Genomic DNA, 14,811 nt, shown 5'->3' with positions numbered 1-14,811 from the left:
ACGATGAAGTAGGAAATCCGAACTTCTTCTTGCCGTAACAATTAAAGGACTGCTATTATAATGTAATGTGATGTTAGAAGATGGAGGGCTTGCATTGAATTTTAAAGAACGAGGATTATTAATCGTCTTGTCTGGTCCAAGCGGTGTCGGCAAAGGTACTGTTTGCCGAGTGCTCCGTGAAGAGGCGGACAACAACCTTCAGTATTCGGTGTCGGCAACGACTCGAAAACCACGTGAAGGCGAAGTTGAGGGAGTGCATTACTTCTTTAAGACGAGAGAGCAATTTGAAGACATGATTGAACACGATCAACTGCTTGAGCATGCAGAATTCGTCGGCAACTATTATGGGACACCGGTCGAATGGGTGCGCGAGACGCTTGAAAGTGGCAAGGACGTCATTTTAGAGATTGAAGTCCAAGGAGCTTTCCAAGTAAAGGAACGCTTCCCAGAAGCCGTCTTTTTATTCCTCGCACCGCCGAGCCTGCAAGAACTTCGAAACCGTTTAGTCGGTCGAGGCACTGAATCGGAAGAAGTCATCAAGCAACGCTTGCTCGTCGCCCGTGAAGAAATCGAGTTGATGGATGCTTACGATTACGTCGTCACAAACGACGAAGTCGATAAAGCGATCGACCGGATCAAAGCGATCGTGACGGCCGAGCATTGTAAACGTGAACGTGTCGCGTCTCTCTATAAAAAAGCTATGATGGAGGTCATTTAATGTTATACCCTTCGATTGATGCCTTACAACGTATCATCCCGTCGAAATACACAATCGTGACGGTGGCCGCCAAGCGTGCCCGTCAGATCCAAGACGGAAAAGCACCAAAAATCGCTGCGCCAAAATCGTATAAACCGGTCGGTCAAGCGCTAGAAGAAATATTCTCGGGTGACACGACAATCATCGTGAACGAAAAGAACAACGGATGAAGTGTGACCCAAGTCGGATACGACTTGGGTCTCATTGTCTATAAAGGGGAGAAATGTGAATGGTGAACGACCGGAACATCTTGCTTTGTGTGAGCGGCGGTATCGCTGCATATAAGGCGTGCGCACTCACGTCAAAACTCGTTCAAGCAGGCGCGAACGTCCGCGTGGCGATGACAGCATCAGCTGAGCAGTTCGTCGGAAAGGCGACGTTTCAAGCACTCAGTCGCAATCCGATCTATTCGGACGTGTTCGAAGAGCACGACCCGACGAAGATCGCCCACATCGATGTCGTTGATACGAGTGATTTAATCGTCGTCGCCCCGGCGACGGCGAATATCATCGCTAAACTTGCTAACGGAATCGCCGACGACTTCATCACGACCTCGATCTTAGCAGCGAAATGTCCCGTCATCGTATCTCCGGCGATGAACGTCAATATGCTCGAACATCCGGCGACCCGCCGAAATATCGAGACGCTCAAATCATACGGCTATCAAATCATCGAGCCGGGTGTCGGCAATCTGGCCTGCGGCTGGATTGGCGGCGGACGTCTGCCCGAACCGGAAGATCTCGTCCGCATCATCGCGAGCCAGTTCGTCCCGAAACACTTGCTTGAAAAGCACGTCTTGATCACGGCTGGTCCGACGGTCGAACGTATCGACCCGGTCCGGTTTTTATCCAACGATTCATCCGGGAAGATGGGAGTCGCCCTTGCTGAGGCGGCGCGAGATATGGGCGCGAATGTGACACTCGTCCACGGCCCGCTCCAAGTCCCGGTCCCAGACGGGGTGACCGCGATCGCGGTCGAGTCGGGACAACAGATGCTCGAGACCGTGCTCGAGCGATTTGCGACGCAAGACATCGTCATCAAGTCGGCGGCGGTCGCTGACTATCGTCCGAAGACGGTCCACACCGAGAAACATAAAAAAGTCCACGGCCCGTTGACGATCGAGCTCGAGGAGACGACCGATATTTTAAAAGAGCTCGGAACGAAGAAGACGCATCAGCTCCTCGTCGGATTCGCTGCCGAGACAGAGCAGCTTGAAGACCATGCCCGGGCAAAACTCGAGCGTAAAAACGTCGACTTCTTGGTCGCGAATGACGTGTCGAAGCGAGACATCGGTTTCCGGTCTGACGACAACGAAGTCGTCTTATTCCGAGCGGATGGCTCATCTGTCCGTCTGCCGCGGCAGAGTAAACAACGTCTCGCCCACGAGTTGCTCGCCTACTTTAAGGAAGGTTTACGATGATTGCCCACGTCCACGTCGATGCTCCGGTCATCACGATCGACCGACCGTTTGACTATGAGGTACCGGTCCAGTTCGAGTCGTTGATCGAGCCAGGTATGCGCGTATCGGTACCGTTCGGATCGAGACGGTTACTCGGCATCGTGACAGGGGTATCGGACGGAACACGGGAAGGGTTAAAACCGCTCGAAGCACTTCTTGACGAAGAGTCGTCTTTGACCGAAGAGTTGCTCGAACTGTCGACGCACGTGAAACAGACGACGCTTTGCTTCCGCTCGTCGGCACTGCTCGCCATGTTGCCGGCGGCGCTGAAAGTCAGTTACGATAAAGCGATCAAAGGGGAGTCACTTCCTGAGGGTGTTCGGGCCGGCACACACTTGTCCGAGTACCCAAAAGAAGTTCAGTCGTTGATTTTGGCCATGGCCAAAAAAGGGGACTTGTCGCTTTCACCGGTGCTAAAAGAGAAACGAACGGTCAAAACCGACTTGTTGATCGAGTTGAAGGATGCGAGCGTCGTCCCGGCGCGTGCCAAAAAACAGCTCGAGGCGGTCCGTCTACTTGAAGACGTGCCTCGTATGTACTGGTCGTCGCTCCGTCAAATCGGATTGACGCGGCCCCAGCTGCAAAAGCTCGAGACGCTCGGTGCCGTCAAAGTGACCGAAGTCGAATTGAATCGAGACCCGTACGCTTCGATCGAACAAGTGATCGATGATGTCCAACTGAATGACAGTCAAACGGAAGCGGTGCGCGCGATTCGCGAGGCCGAAGCCGGTGAGACGTTGTTGCTCCACGGCGTGACCGGAAGCGGAAAGACCGAAGTGTATCTCGAGTCGATCGGCCAAGTCGTCGATGACGGGAAGCAAGCCGTCTTACTCGTCCCAGAGATCAGCTTGACACCGATGATGGTCAAACGGTTCAAACGTCGTTTTGGCGACCGCGTCGCCGTACTCCATAGCGCCTTGTCGCAAGGCGAGAAGTACGATGAGTGGCGGAAAATCAAGCGACGAGAAGTCGACGTCGTCGTCGGTGCCCGATCGGCCATCTTTGCTCCGCTCGAACACATCGGCCTGCTCATCCTAGACGAAGAGCATGAGACGACGTATAAACAAGAAGAGAACCCGCGCTATCATGCGCGCGACGTCGCAATTTGGCGCGCCCGTTATCACGGCTGTCCGGTCGTGCTCGGAAGCGCGACACCGTCGCTCGAGTCATTCGCCCGCGCCCAAAAAGGCGTCTATCGCTATTTGCATTTGAGTGAACGCTACGGTGGCAAGATGCCGCCCGTCCATATTGTCGATATGCGTCGCGAACTCGCGAAAGGGAACACGACGATGTTCTCGGAAGATTTATTTCTGGCCATCAATGACCGGATTGCGAAAAAAGAACAATGTGTCATCTTGCTCAATCGCCGCGGGTTCACAACGTTCGTCATGTGCCGTGATTGTGGGGAAGGGCTGACCTGCCCGCATTGCGCCGTCAACTTGACGTATCATCAGCACGGCGACCGGCTCAAATGCCACTATTGTGGCTATGAGATCGGAATGCCGCCGAAATGCCCGACGTGCGACAGTAAAAAAATCAAACAGTTCGGCACCGGCACGCAAAAGATCGAGACCGAGCTGTTGAACCGAATCCCGGAAGCACGGATCATCCGCATGGACCAGGATACGACGTCGCGTAAAGGGTCGCACGAACAGCTGTTGAAACGGTTTGAGGACGGCGAGGCCGACATTCTGCTCGGTACCCAGATGATTGCCAAAGGGCTCGATTTTCCGAACGTCACGCTCGTCGGGGTACTTGCGGCCGATGCGACGCTCGGCATGCCCGACTTTCGGGCGACCGAACGCACGTTCCAACTCGTCACCCAAGTCGCCGGACGAGCCGGACGTGGAAGTTTACCGGGTGAGGCGTACGTCCAGACGTACAATCCGGACCATTATGTCATCGAGACGGCGAGTGGGCATGATTATGAGTCGTTTTTCGAGCGCGAGATGAAACTCAGACAAGTCGGCAACCATCCGCCTTACTGGTACGTGACGCTCGTCACGTTCGCGGCTGAAAATCCGCTCGTCGCGCAAGCCGAGGCCGACCTGTTCGCCGCCGATTTCGCGGCAGCGCACGTCGAGCAGTCCCGGCTGAACGGACCGATGCCGGCACCGTTATCGAAACTTAAAAACTTGTATCGCTACCAGCTGTTTATCAAGACGAAACAACCGGAAGCGTTATATCCCGTTCTCGCCATGCTGCAACAAGCGCGGGCGAAAGCAATCAGCAAAAAAGAATATCAATTGAGTATAGATGTAAATCCATACGTCTTCATGTGAGGTGGAACGAAATGTATAAAGTAGTCGAAATTCCAAATGAGATTTTGCGGGTCAACTGTGACCCGGTGACAAAGTTTGACAAGAAGTTGCGCCAGACGGTCGACCGGCTGTTTGACACGATGTATGAGTATGATGGCGTCGGTGTGGCCGCGCCGCAAGTCAATTTGAACCAGCGCCTTGCCGTCGTCCATACTGACGACGAAACAGGTCCGCTCGTATTGATCAATCCAGAGATCATTTCGACTGCAGGCAAAGCCGTCGGATTAGAAGGTTGCTTGAGCATCCCGGGTGAGTTCGGATTCGTCGAACGACATGAGTCGATCGTCGTCAAGACGCAAGACATGAAAGGGCGCTTTCAAGAAGTGAAAGCAAGCGGCTTCTTCGCGCGTGCCATCCAACACGAGATCGACCATTTAGACGGCGTCCTGTTCACCGATAAACTCGCCGTTCCTAAGCCAGGAACCGACAAGCGCATCGTCTTCATGGGCACACCGGCGTTTGCCGTATCCGTACTTGAGCGCTTGCTCGAAGAAGGATACAATGTCGTAGGTGTTGTCTCGCAGCCGGACAAACCGGTCGGTCGCAAGCGCGAGCTCAAACCGACACCGGTCAAAGAGTGTGCGCTCCGTCATAACATCCCGGTATTGCAGCCGATCAAAGTCCGCACCGATTACGAGGATATTTTGGCGCTTGAACCGGATTTGATTGTGACGGCGGCTTACGGGCAAATCGTGCCGAGTGAACTGTTAGAGGCGCCGACATATGGCGCGATCAACGTGCACGCCTCGCTCCTTCCAAAATACCGGGGGGGCGCACCGATCCATCAAGCGATTTTGGACGGAGAGACAGAAACGGGCGTCACGATCATGTACATGGTCGATAAATTGGATGCAGGTGACATGATCGCGAACACGATCGTCCCGATCGAAGAGACAGACACGGTCGGTACGCTGTTCGACAAACTTGCCGTCGCAGGGTCTGATCTGTTGATCAAGACGTTGCCAGCCTTTTTAGAAGGCTGGATCGAAGCGGTACCGCAAGACGAACGTGACGTCACGTTCGCACCGAACATTAGCCGGGACCGCGAACAGCTGGACTGGTCGCAGCCGGGTGCATCGATCTTCAACCACATTCGTGGCATGAACCCGTTCCCGACGGCGTATACATTGATCGCAGGCGAGCGGGTGAAAGTGTTCGCGAGCGAGAAGACGAGCGGGAGCGGTGAGGCGGGCACAATCGTCCGGCTTGAAGAGGATGGGTTTGTGGTCGCGACTGGAAATGACGTCGCCATCAAAGTGACAGAGTTACAGCCGGCCGGAAAAAAACGGATGGACGGTGCCACGTTCATGCGCGGTGCCGGACAAAAGCTGCAAGTGGGCGACCAATTAGGAGGGTGACATGAACGTAAGACAAGCAGCGCTTGATACGCTGATCAAAATCGAACAAGGCGGAGCCTATTCGACGATTGCGGTCAACGATTTATTAAACCAAAAAAAGCTAGCTTCAAAAGACGTGGGACTTTACACAGAGCTCGTCTACGGAACGCTCGGGCGGAAGCGAACGCTTGATTATATATTGGAGAAGCGTGTCCAAAACCCGAAAAAACTAGACAGTTTCGTCTTACCGCTCCTGCGGATGAGCGTGTATCAACTGTTCTATTTAGACAAAGTGCCGGACCGGGCCGTCTTACACGAGGCGGTCGAGATCGCCAAAAAACGTGGGCACTCCGGCATCGGCAAGTTCGTCAACGGCGTGTTGCGCAACGTCACTCGTGACGGGTTCCCAGATTTGAGTGGGCTTCCTGACGCTGAACGGATCGCGATCGAGCACAGTCATCCCGACTGGCTCGTCGCGGATTGGATCAACACGTACGGGATTGAGGCGACCGAGGCGATGTGCAAGTTGAACAACGAGCCGGCCCCGGTGACAGTTCGCGTCAACCGCAAACAAATCACGGTCGAGGAGATGATCGAACGCCTCGCCGAGTCAGGCGTACAAGCGTCACGTTCTGAGCTATCGTCAGACGGTCTCGTCATCGAGTCCGGAAACGTTCATACGACGCCGTTTATCGACGCAGGACTTTTGTCGATTCAAGACGAGAGCTCGATGATCGTCGCCGACGCGCTCAGTGCCGAGAAGACCGAACGCGTGCTCGACGCGTGTGCCGCGCCAGGCGGTAAAGCGATGCACACCGCCGAACGGATGGACGGCGGGACGCTCGTGGCGCTCGACCTTCACCCTCATAAGGCAAAACTGATCGAACGACAAGTGAAGCGATTGCAAATCGATGGAGTGACCGCACTAGCCCTCGATGCAAGAGACGCCGGAGATGAGTTCGAACGTGAGAGCTTTGACCGCATCTTGCTCGATGTCCCGTGCTCGGGTCTAGGTGTCATTCGCCGCAAGCCAGATATTAAATGGACGAAGGACAAAGAATCCCTTTCTGGACTGCCGATCATCCAACGTGAAATTATTGACGCTGTCTTGCCACTACTGAAGCAAGGTGGTACGCTAGTGTACTCGACATGTACAATCGACCCGTCTGAAAATGAACGGCAGGCCGACTATATATTGTCGAACGGATTGACGTGGGATGAAACACTCCGAGATCGTCTTCCTGAAGTGTTACGCCCGATGGTGTCATCGGACCGCGCCGAACTCAAACTACTTCCGACGACGTTCGGAACTGACGGCTTCTACATCGCCGCATTTAAGAAAGAGGTATAAACATGAATCCAAAAGCAGTTGAAAAAACCCCATTAGTCGGCGCCAAGCCGTCTTTATATTCGCTCACATACCCTGAACTCGAACAATGGCTCATCGATGCAGGAGAAAAGGCGTTCCGCGCGAAACAGTTATATGACTGGATGTATGTCAAACGGGTGACGTCATTCGATGATATGACGAACTTGTCGAAACCGCTTCGTGAAAAACTCGATGCTTCGTTCCAGTTGACGACGTTAAAAGAACTCGTCCGCCAGGAATCACAAGACGGAACAATCAAGTTCTTGTTCGAGCTCCAAGACGGTTACTCGATCGAGACGGTACTCATGCGCCACGAATACGGCAACTCGGTCTGTGTCACGACACAAGTCGGCTGCCGCATCGGCTGTACGTTCTGTGCATCGACGCTCGGCGGGTTGAAACGTAACCTTGAAGCCGGAGAAATCACGGCTCAAGTATTAGATGTTCAACGGGCGCTCGACGTGAGCGGTGAACGTGTCGACTCGATCGTCGTCATGGGAATCGGCGAACCGTTTGACAACTATGACGAATTGATGCGTTTCTTGCGCACGGTCAACCACGATGACGGTTTGAACATCGGTTCACGCCACATCACCGTCTCAACGAGCGGGATCGTGCCGAAAATCTACAAGTTCGCCGACGAAGGGATGCGCATTAACTTTGCGATTTCACTTCATGCGGCGTCGACGGAAGTTCGGACACGTCTCATGCCGATCAACCGTGCCTACAACTTGGACAAGTTGATGGAAGCCGTCAACTATTACACGGAGAAGAGTGGACGTCGTATCACGTTTGAATACGGTTTGTTCGGTGGCGTCAATGATACAGAAGAAGATGCACACAAGCTTGCCGATTTGTTGAAAGGCGTCAAATGCCACGTCAACTTGATTCCAGTCAACCATGTGCTTGAGCGCGACTATGTGCGCACGCCACGTAATCAAATTTTTGCCTTTGAAAAAGTGCTCAAAGATCGAAAAGTGAACGTGACGATTCGTCGCGAACAAGGTTCGGATATCGATGCGGCTTGTGGGCAGCTTCGAGCGAAGGAGCGCGAACAAGAAACGAGGTAATCAGGAAGATGGAATTAGCATACCGAACCGACCGTGGGCAGGTGAGGGCTCAAAACGAAGATGCCGTCTTGATTTTAGGGGACGAGCATGCCGGGATCGCCCTCGTCGCCGACGGCATGGGGGGGCATGAGGCAGGAGAGGTCGCGAGCGGGCTCGTCATCGAGCAGTTTCGTCGCGCCTTTCCGACGCTTCCGGCCACACCGTTAGCGATGGAGACGTGGTTCCGTGATAACGTGGAGCTGGCAAATGAGCAAGTGCTTGAATTCGCGAAGCAGTCTAATCTCGTCATGATGGGGACGACCATCGCTGGCGTCTGTTGGCATGACGAAACGATTGTCATCGTGCACATCGGCGATAGCCGCGTCTACGCCCTTCGTGGCGGAACACTCCAACAATTGACGGAAGACCATTCTTACGTCAACGTGCTAAAACAACTTGGGGAATTGACGGAAGAAGAAATGCGGATCCACCCGAAACGAAATATTATCACCCGTGCGATCGGCTCAAAAGAGCACGTCGAACCTGATCTGCAAGTGTTTGCCGACCCCGAGTTCGACACGATTTTAATCTGTACGGATGGCTTGACGACTCACCTGACAGATGAAGCCATCAAACACGCCTTAACTCGTCCCATCTCTGCGGACGCTAAGGCGGACATGTTGATCGATCAAGCCAACCGATTGGGTGGGAGCGACAACATCACTGTGGCGCTCGTCCAATTTACAGATAGAAAGAGAGGATGAATCCGATGCGAAGTGGAGAACGAATCAACGATCGTTATCGGATCGAACAACAAATCGGTAGCGGCGGCATGGCAAATGTCTACCGGGCTCACGATGAGATTTTAAACCGAACCGTCGCCATTAAGGTGTTACGATCTGAATTCTCGCATAACGAACAATTTATACGCCGGTTCGAACGAGAAGCCCATGCGGCAACCAGTCTGAACCATCCAAACATCGTCGCCATTTATGACGTCGGAGATGAACAAGACATTTATTACATCGTCATGGAACATGTCGATGGTATGACGCTCAAACAATATTTACAGGAAGAGTACATATCAATCGAGGAAGCGTTACGGATCATGGGACAGATCTGTGATGCGATCGATCATGCCCATGCCCATCGCATCATTCATCGGGATATCAAACCGCAAAACATGATGATCGACCAAAACGGGAACGTCAAAGTGACCGATTTCGGGATTGCCGTGGCCATGTCGAACGCGACGCTGACCCATACGATGTCAGTCCTCGGGTCGGTCCACTACTTCTCTCCGGAACAAGCGCGTGGCAAGTTTGCCGATGAGAAGTCAGACATTTATTCGCTCGGTGCGGTGCTGTACGAACTTGTGACAGGACGAGTCCCGTTCATCGGTGAGACCCCGGTCGCGGTCGCGTTGCAACATTTGCAAGATGATCCGATCCGACCGCTCGACTTGAACCCTAAAATTCCACAAGCGCTTGAGAACTGTATTATGCAGGCGCTCGCCAAATCGCCGGGGGCACGACATGCCTCGGTCGCTGCTTTTAAAAAAGACTGCTTGACGTCGCTCAGCCCAGACCGAGCGGACGAACCGAAACGGATGCCGACAGAACAAGACGAGTTTGATCAGACGCTCGTCATGGCGCCTGTCGTCCCGGAAGAACCGAAAGAAGTCGTCAAGCAGCCGGCAGCTGCAGTCGAGCCGGAATCAGCGACGCCGAAGAAACAAAAGAAAAAGAAGTGGTGGCTCTGGCTATTGCTCGTGCTTCTATTGATTGGTGGCGGGGTTGCCGCGTATGTGGTTGCAGATGAAATGTCACGTGCCGTCGTGCCTGATGTCGTCGGTATGAGCGTCGGTGATGCGACGACTGAACTGGAAGCATCCGGATTCGTCGTTGAGACGACGGACCGAGTGAGTGACAACGTGTCTGAAGGCGACGTGATTTCGCAAAACCCGCAACCTGGACGGAAGCCGAAGCGTGGAACGGTCGTCACCATCGTCGTGTCTGCTGGGAAAGAGACGGTCGAGATGCCTGACGTCGAAGGGTTGTCTCAAACAGCAGCGGAACGAACGTTGAAAGATCTTGATTTCACAGATATTGAAATCCAATCCGAAGCGTCCGAAACGGTCGACAGCGGAGATGTGATTTCGCAGTCGATCACGCCAGGTGAAGAAGTTATCGCATCGGAAGAGACGGTCACGCTCGTCGTCTCGACCGGCAGCAATAAAATTGAGCTCGCCAATTTGACGGGCTATACGTTCGAAGAGGCGTCAACTTATGCCGAGCAAAACAACTTGAAAATCGTGAAACGCGATGAGTATTCGACGAGCATCCCAGCGAATCAAATCATTCGTCAACTTCCGACGTCAGGGACGGCGGTCGACCCGGGAACGGAACTGACGGTCATCGTCTCACAAGGGGTCGAGCCGACCGACATCTCGATCGAGCGAGAAGTGGACGTCGAAATCGAACCGCCGGCAGAAGGTGAAGAGGCGGAGCCGGTCGAAGTCGTCATCCGTACCGTCGATGCCCGTGGTGAGATCGAAGTGTTGCGTGATATGATCACAGAAACGACGACGTATTCCTATACGCTCGTCATTGCTCCGGACGAAGTCGGTACCGCGACGATTGAAGTCGAGGGAGAAGTCGTTCGGACCGATACGGTGACATACGCCCAAGCAAAAGATTCACAATGAAGAGGTGGCGTGCGCGTCACCTCTTTTCTAAGGAGGAAACAGGATGAAAGGAACGATTATTCGCTTGCAAGGTGGATTTTATGATGTCATGACCGAAACGAAAGTTGAAATCAGATGTCGCGCCCGGGGAAACTTCCGGAACCGAAACATTTCGCCCGTCGTCGGGGACGACGTCGATATTCAAGACCAAGGGGACGGGACCGGCTACATCATGGCTGTCGATGAGCGGTCGAACCATCTCGTCCGTCCGCCGATCGCCAACATCGATCAGGCGTTTCTGCTCTTTTCCGTGAAAGAGCCGGCGTTCTCGTTTCATTTGCTTGACCGCTTTCTCATTTTGATCGAATCGAAGCAAGTTCACCCAATCATCGTGTTGACGAAGATGGACTTGTTGCTAGAAGCTGAAAAAGAAAAAATTAGTGCGGCGGCAGCGCTATACCGTTCGATCGGCTATCAAGTCATTGAGACGTCGACCGAAGACGGAGCTGGAATCGAGCTCATCCGCAGCACGTTCAAAGACAAGACGAGCGTGTTCGCCGGACAGACCGGCGTCGGGAAGAGTTCGTTGCTGAACGCGGTCGCACCGGAGCTCGAACTCGCGACTGGTAAAATTTCGAAAGCGCTTGGCCGCGGGAAGCATACGACGCGTCACGTCACGCTCATCACACTCGCGGACGGGTTCGTCGCCGATACACCTGGATTCTCGAGTCTTGAGTTCCCGGAAGAACTTGAAGTCGAGGAGATGCGTTGGTGTTTCCCTGAATTCGTCTTGCGGCACGATGACTGTAAATTCCGTGGTTGCGCCCATTTGAACGAGCCAGGTTGTGCCGTCAAAGCGGCGGTCGAGGCCGGAGAAATCGCTTCCACCCGCTATGCGAACTATGTTACGTTTATGGAGGAATTAAAAGATAGACAACGGAGGTACTAACATGATTAAAATCGCACCATCGATCCTGTCGGCCGATTTTGCCAACCTTGAGGCAGAGGTCAAAGCGGTCCAAGAAGCAGGGGCCGATTACATTCATTTTGACGTCATGGACGGTCAGTTCGTGCCGAACATCTCGATTGGACTGCCGGTACTCAAAAGTTTGCGTGACAAGTCGGACATGGTATTAGACGTCCATTTGATGATCGACCAACCGGAACGGTTCGTCGAGGACTTCGTTCAAGCAGGCGCCGATATCGTCACGGTCCATGTCGAGGCGACAAACCATTTGCATCGCGTATTGCAACAAATCAAAGGAGCCGGCGCCAAGTGTGGTGTCGTCTTGAACCCACATACACCGTTGTCGTCAATCGAGCACGTGCTCGGGGATGTCGATATGGTGTTGCTCATGACCGTGAACCCTGGCTTTGGCGGCCAAGCGTTCATCGAAGCAGTCGTCCCGAAGATCGCGGCGCTCAGCGAGATGCGCCAAGCGCGTCGTCTCGACTTCGAGATCGAGATCGATGGCGGGGTAAATCCTGCGACGGCAAAACTTTGTATCGACGCAGGTGCCGACGTCCTCGTTGCCGGTTCAGCCATCTATAACGAACCGAGCTATAAAGACGCAATCGATAGCATTCGCAACGCGTCTCGTGTATAATCGTCTGTAGAACAACAAATATTGTCGCAAGGGGTGTCACATCTGTGGCTGAGAGGCATGAGCTAACCCTTTGAACCTGTTCCGTTCACACGGACGTAGGGATGTGGCGAAAATGCACGTTGCTACACGATAGCAGCATGGCGTTTACGTCATGCTGCTTTTTGTCGTTCACTCATATCAAGGAGGGAATAAGATGAAACAACGTTTAAAACTACAGGCGCTCATTGAAATCTCGCTGTTCGCCTCGCTCGGACTGATCTTTGACATGCTCATCCCATATCGGTTGCCGCAAGGCGGAGCAGTCAGCTTGGCGATGCTGCCGATTCTCGTGATGGCTTATCGGCATGGATTGAGAGGCGGACTCGCGACAGGCGCGCTCGTCGGGACGCTACAACTGTTATTTGGGGCCTATATCTTCACGCCGGTCCAGTTTTTACTCGACTACACGGTCGCCTACGGCCTCGTCGGAGTCGCCGGCATCTTCGCCGGGCAAGTCAAACAGTCGGCAAAAGACGGCGCCAAGAAAACGCTCACGTTCTATTTGATTCTCGGGGCGTTGATCGGCTCGGCGCTCCGCTACGTTGCGCACGTCGTCTCCGGCATCGTCTTCTTCGCCGAGTATGCGGAAGGACCGGTCGTCTTATACTCGCTCGGCTATAACTTGACGTATATGTTGCCGTCGTTCCTCGTCTCGGCGGTCGTGATCGTGCTCTTGTTCACGTCGGCGCCGCGTTTCGCGACGCTCGCGACACGGGACATCAGATAATGCGTGTCTTGATTGTGGCTGCGAGCCCGGAAGCGGTCCCTGAGCTTCCTCGGAACGCCGATTACGTCATCGGCGTCGACGGCGGCTATCATACGCTGCTCGACCGTGGGATGAAGCCGGACCTGCTCGTCGGTGACTTTGATTCGTTCACAGGCACCGTGCCGGAGGAAGCTGTCCGTTATCCGTCTGAAAAAGACGTGACCGACCTTGAGATCGCTCTCGAGGCGGCACGAGGGAAAGGGGCGGACGTGATCGACGTGTACGGTGCACTCGGGGGCAGACTCGATATGACGCTCAGCAACGTCGGTCTGCTCGAGGCGTACCCCGAGATGCGGTTGTTCGCAGACGGGCAAGAAGTGCGCCTCGTCGGAAAAGGGGACTATCGTCTCCCGCGTCGTCCTGACCATTACTTGTCGCTCGTACCTTGGAAACGGGCCTCGGTCTCGATTCGTGGCGTCAAGTACCCGCTCGAGAACCATGACGTCGTCAGCCATGAGGCGCTGACGATCTCAAACGAGTGGTCGGCGGAAGAGGCGGATTTGCTCGTTCATAGCGGCAACGTCTTGATTATGTATATAAAGAAATAAACAAAAAAAATCCCATCGGCGCATGCCGCTGGGATTTATTTCGTTCGTGTATGGTAATTATACGCGTTCAACGAGACCTGATTTAAGAGCGCGAGCTGAAACCCAAACTCGTTTAGGTTTACCGTCAACGAGAATGCGAACTTTTTGTACGTTTACACCCCAAGTACGTTTTGTCTTGTTGAGTGCGTGCGAACGGTTGTTACCTGACTTAGGTGACTTACCTGTTACGTAGCATTTACGTGCCATGCGTTTCCCCTCCTTTTTTATGTGGGTTCGTCCTAATAGACACTCGTTTATATTAGCATGGGTTTTTTCACGATGCAACTAGAAAATAACCGGATGACAAGAAAAAAACTTGACATTACGGATGAGGATTTTAATAATGAATGAGGGTTGCGGTTACAATTGACCGAGTTTAGGGGCATGTCCTTTTAATAACTAGGTACTTATTGTAGAATATACTGTAGGAATCATTCCGAATAAAGGAGGCTACTCCATATGGCAATTGAAATGAAGACAACATATGGCAATATTGATATCACGAACGACGTGGTCGCGACACTCGCGGGCGGTGCGGCGATGGAATGTTTCGGCGTCGTAGGAATGGCGTCACAAGCTCAACTGAAAGACGGGATCGCAGAACTGCTCAAACGTGAGAATTATGCGCGTGGCGTTGTCGTACGTCAAGATGGAGAAGACGTACATATCGATATGCACATCATCGTGAGCTACGGGACGAAAGTGTCGGAAGTCGCGTACAACGTGCAAAGTCGTGTAAAATACACGCTCGGTGAAACTTTAGGATTAAACGTTTCGTCGGTAAATATATTCGTACAAGGCGTTCGTCTGACGAATGACTGACGAGAACGAAGG

Annotated in this window: 15 protein-coding genes, 1 pseudogene and 1 riboswitch; of the genes and pseudogenes, 15 read left to right on the top strand and 1 reads right to left on the bottom strand. The window is 53.3% G+C overall.

Annotation, left to right across the window (positions count from 1 at the left end):
• Nucleotides 1-70 precede the first annotated feature (70 nt).
• The 14 genes and pseudogenes from gmk to EVJ21_RS02585 all read left to right on the top strand — a co-directional run bounded on the left by gmk (nucleotide 71) and on the right by EVJ21_RS02585 (nucleotide 13,938).
• Nucleotides 71-718: a guanylate kinase gene (gene gmk / locus EVJ21_RS02645; RefSeq protein ID WP_070327534.1), complete on the top strand. Its 648-nt coding sequence runs from the start codon at nucleotides 71-73 to the stop codon at nucleotides 716-718.
• Entirely contained in the window at nucleotides 718-927 is a 210-nt protein-coding gene (rpoZ, locus tag EVJ21_RS02640; protein WP_070327533.1) for a DNA-directed RNA polymerase subunit omega, read from the top strand. The genes gmk and rpoZ overlap by 1 nt, the downstream gene beginning before the upstream one ends.
• 59 nt (nucleotides 928-986) lie before the next feature.
• Nucleotides 987-2,177 (top strand): bifunctional phosphopantothenoylcysteine decarboxylase/phosphopantothenate--cysteine ligase CoaBC, encoded by a 1,191-nt coding sequence (coaBC, locus tag EVJ21_RS02635; protein WP_131487818.1) that lies wholly within the window; start codon nucleotides 987-989, stop codon nucleotides 2,175-2,177.
• A complete protein-coding gene (gene priA / locus EVJ21_RS02630; RefSeq protein WP_131489846.1) occupies nucleotides 2,174-4,498 on the top strand; it encodes a primosomal protein N' in 2,325 nt (774 codons plus the stop codon). The genes coaBC and priA overlap by 4 nt, the downstream gene beginning before the upstream one ends.
• Before the next feature lie 11 nt (nucleotides 4,499-4,509).
• Nucleotides 4,510-4,938, top strand: a pseudogene (gene def, locus EVJ21_RS15490) (peptide deformylase); the annotation flags it as partial.
• Entirely contained in the window at nucleotides 4,924-5,895 is a 972-nt protein-coding gene (gene fmt, locus EVJ21_RS02625) for a methionyl-tRNA formyltransferase (RefSeq protein WP_255417542.1), read from the top strand. The pseudogene def and the gene fmt, both read left to right, overlap by 15 nt.
• Nucleotide 5,896: 1 nt before the next feature.
• A complete protein-coding gene (gene rsmB, locus EVJ21_RS02620; RefSeq protein ID WP_131489845.1) occupies nucleotides 5,897-7,225 on the top strand; it encodes a 16S rRNA (cytosine(967)-C(5))-methyltransferase RsmB in 1,329 nt (442 codons plus the stop codon).
• Between the two features lie 2 nt (nucleotides 7,226-7,227).
• Entirely contained in the window at nucleotides 7,228-8,313 is a 1,086-nt protein-coding gene (gene rlmN / locus EVJ21_RS02615) for a dual-specificity RNA methyltransferase RlmN (protein WP_070327529.1), read from the top strand.
• Nucleotides 8,314-8,321: 8 nt separating this feature from the next.
• The gene (locus EVJ21_RS02610) at nucleotides 8,322-9,056 is read left to right on the top strand and encodes a Stp1/IreP family PP2C-type Ser/Thr phosphatase (protein WP_070327528.1); all 735 of its coding nucleotides are present in this window, start codon (nucleotides 8,322-8,324) and stop codon (nucleotides 9,054-9,056) included.
• Between the two features lie 5 nt (nucleotides 9,057-9,061).
• A complete protein-coding gene (gene pknB, locus EVJ21_RS02605) occupies nucleotides 9,062-10,999 on the top strand; it encodes a Stk1 family PASTA domain-containing Ser/Thr kinase (RefSeq protein WP_070327527.1) in 1,938 nt (645 codons plus the stop codon).
• A gap of 43 nt (nucleotides 11,000-11,042) precedes the next feature.
• Entirely contained in the window at nucleotides 11,043-11,927 is an 885-nt protein-coding gene (gene rsgA, locus EVJ21_RS02600) for a ribosome small subunit-dependent GTPase A (RefSeq protein WP_131489844.1), read from the top strand.
• 1 nt (nucleotide 11,928) lies between these two features.
• The gene (rpe, locus tag EVJ21_RS02595; protein ID WP_070327525.1) at nucleotides 11,929-12,585 is read left to right on the top strand and encodes a ribulose-phosphate 3-epimerase; all 657 of its coding nucleotides are present in this window, start codon (nucleotides 11,929-11,931) and stop codon (nucleotides 12,583-12,585) included.
• 19 nt (nucleotides 12,586-12,604) lie between these two features.
• A riboswitch (TPP riboswitch) is annotated at nucleotides 12,605-12,704 on the top strand.
• Between the two features lie 74 nt (nucleotides 12,705-12,778).
• The gene (gene thiT, locus EVJ21_RS02590; RefSeq protein WP_070327524.1) at nucleotides 12,779-13,351 is read left to right on the top strand and encodes an energy-coupled thiamine transporter ThiT; all 573 of its coding nucleotides are present in this window, start codon (nucleotides 12,779-12,781) and stop codon (nucleotides 13,349-13,351) included.
• Entirely contained in the window at nucleotides 13,351-13,938 is a 588-nt protein-coding gene (locus EVJ21_RS02585; protein ID WP_070327523.1) for a thiamine diphosphokinase, read from the top strand. Before thiT ends, EVJ21_RS02585 begins: the two co-directional genes overlap by 1 nt.
• Before the next feature lie 57 nt (nucleotides 13,939-13,995).
• Here EVJ21_RS02585 and rpmB read toward each other — a convergent pair whose 3' ends face one another.
• A complete protein-coding gene (gene rpmB / locus EVJ21_RS02580) occupies nucleotides 13,996-14,184 on the bottom strand; it encodes a 50S ribosomal protein L28 (protein WP_015881349.1) in 189 nt (62 codons plus the stop codon).
• A 252-nt stretch (nucleotides 14,185-14,436) separates the two neighbouring features.
• Between rpmB and EVJ21_RS02575 the strand changes: the two genes are divergently transcribed.
• Nucleotides 14,437-14,799 carry an Asp23/Gls24 family envelope stress response protein gene (locus EVJ21_RS02575; RefSeq protein WP_016509701.1) on the top strand — a complete coding sequence of 121 codons (363 nt, stop codon included), beginning with the start codon at nucleotides 14,437-14,439 and terminating at the stop codon, nucleotides 14,797-14,799.
• The last annotated feature ends 12 nt before the right edge of the window (nucleotides 14,800-14,811 follow it).

The organism is Exiguobacterium sp. SH0S2, assembly GCF_004337185.1.
In the GTDB taxonomy this organism is placed as follows: domain Bacteria; phylum Bacillota; class Bacilli; order Exiguobacteriales; family Exiguobacteriaceae; genus Exiguobacterium; species Exiguobacterium aurantiacum_A.
This window is presented reverse-complemented; position numbering and strand designations above follow the sequence as displayed.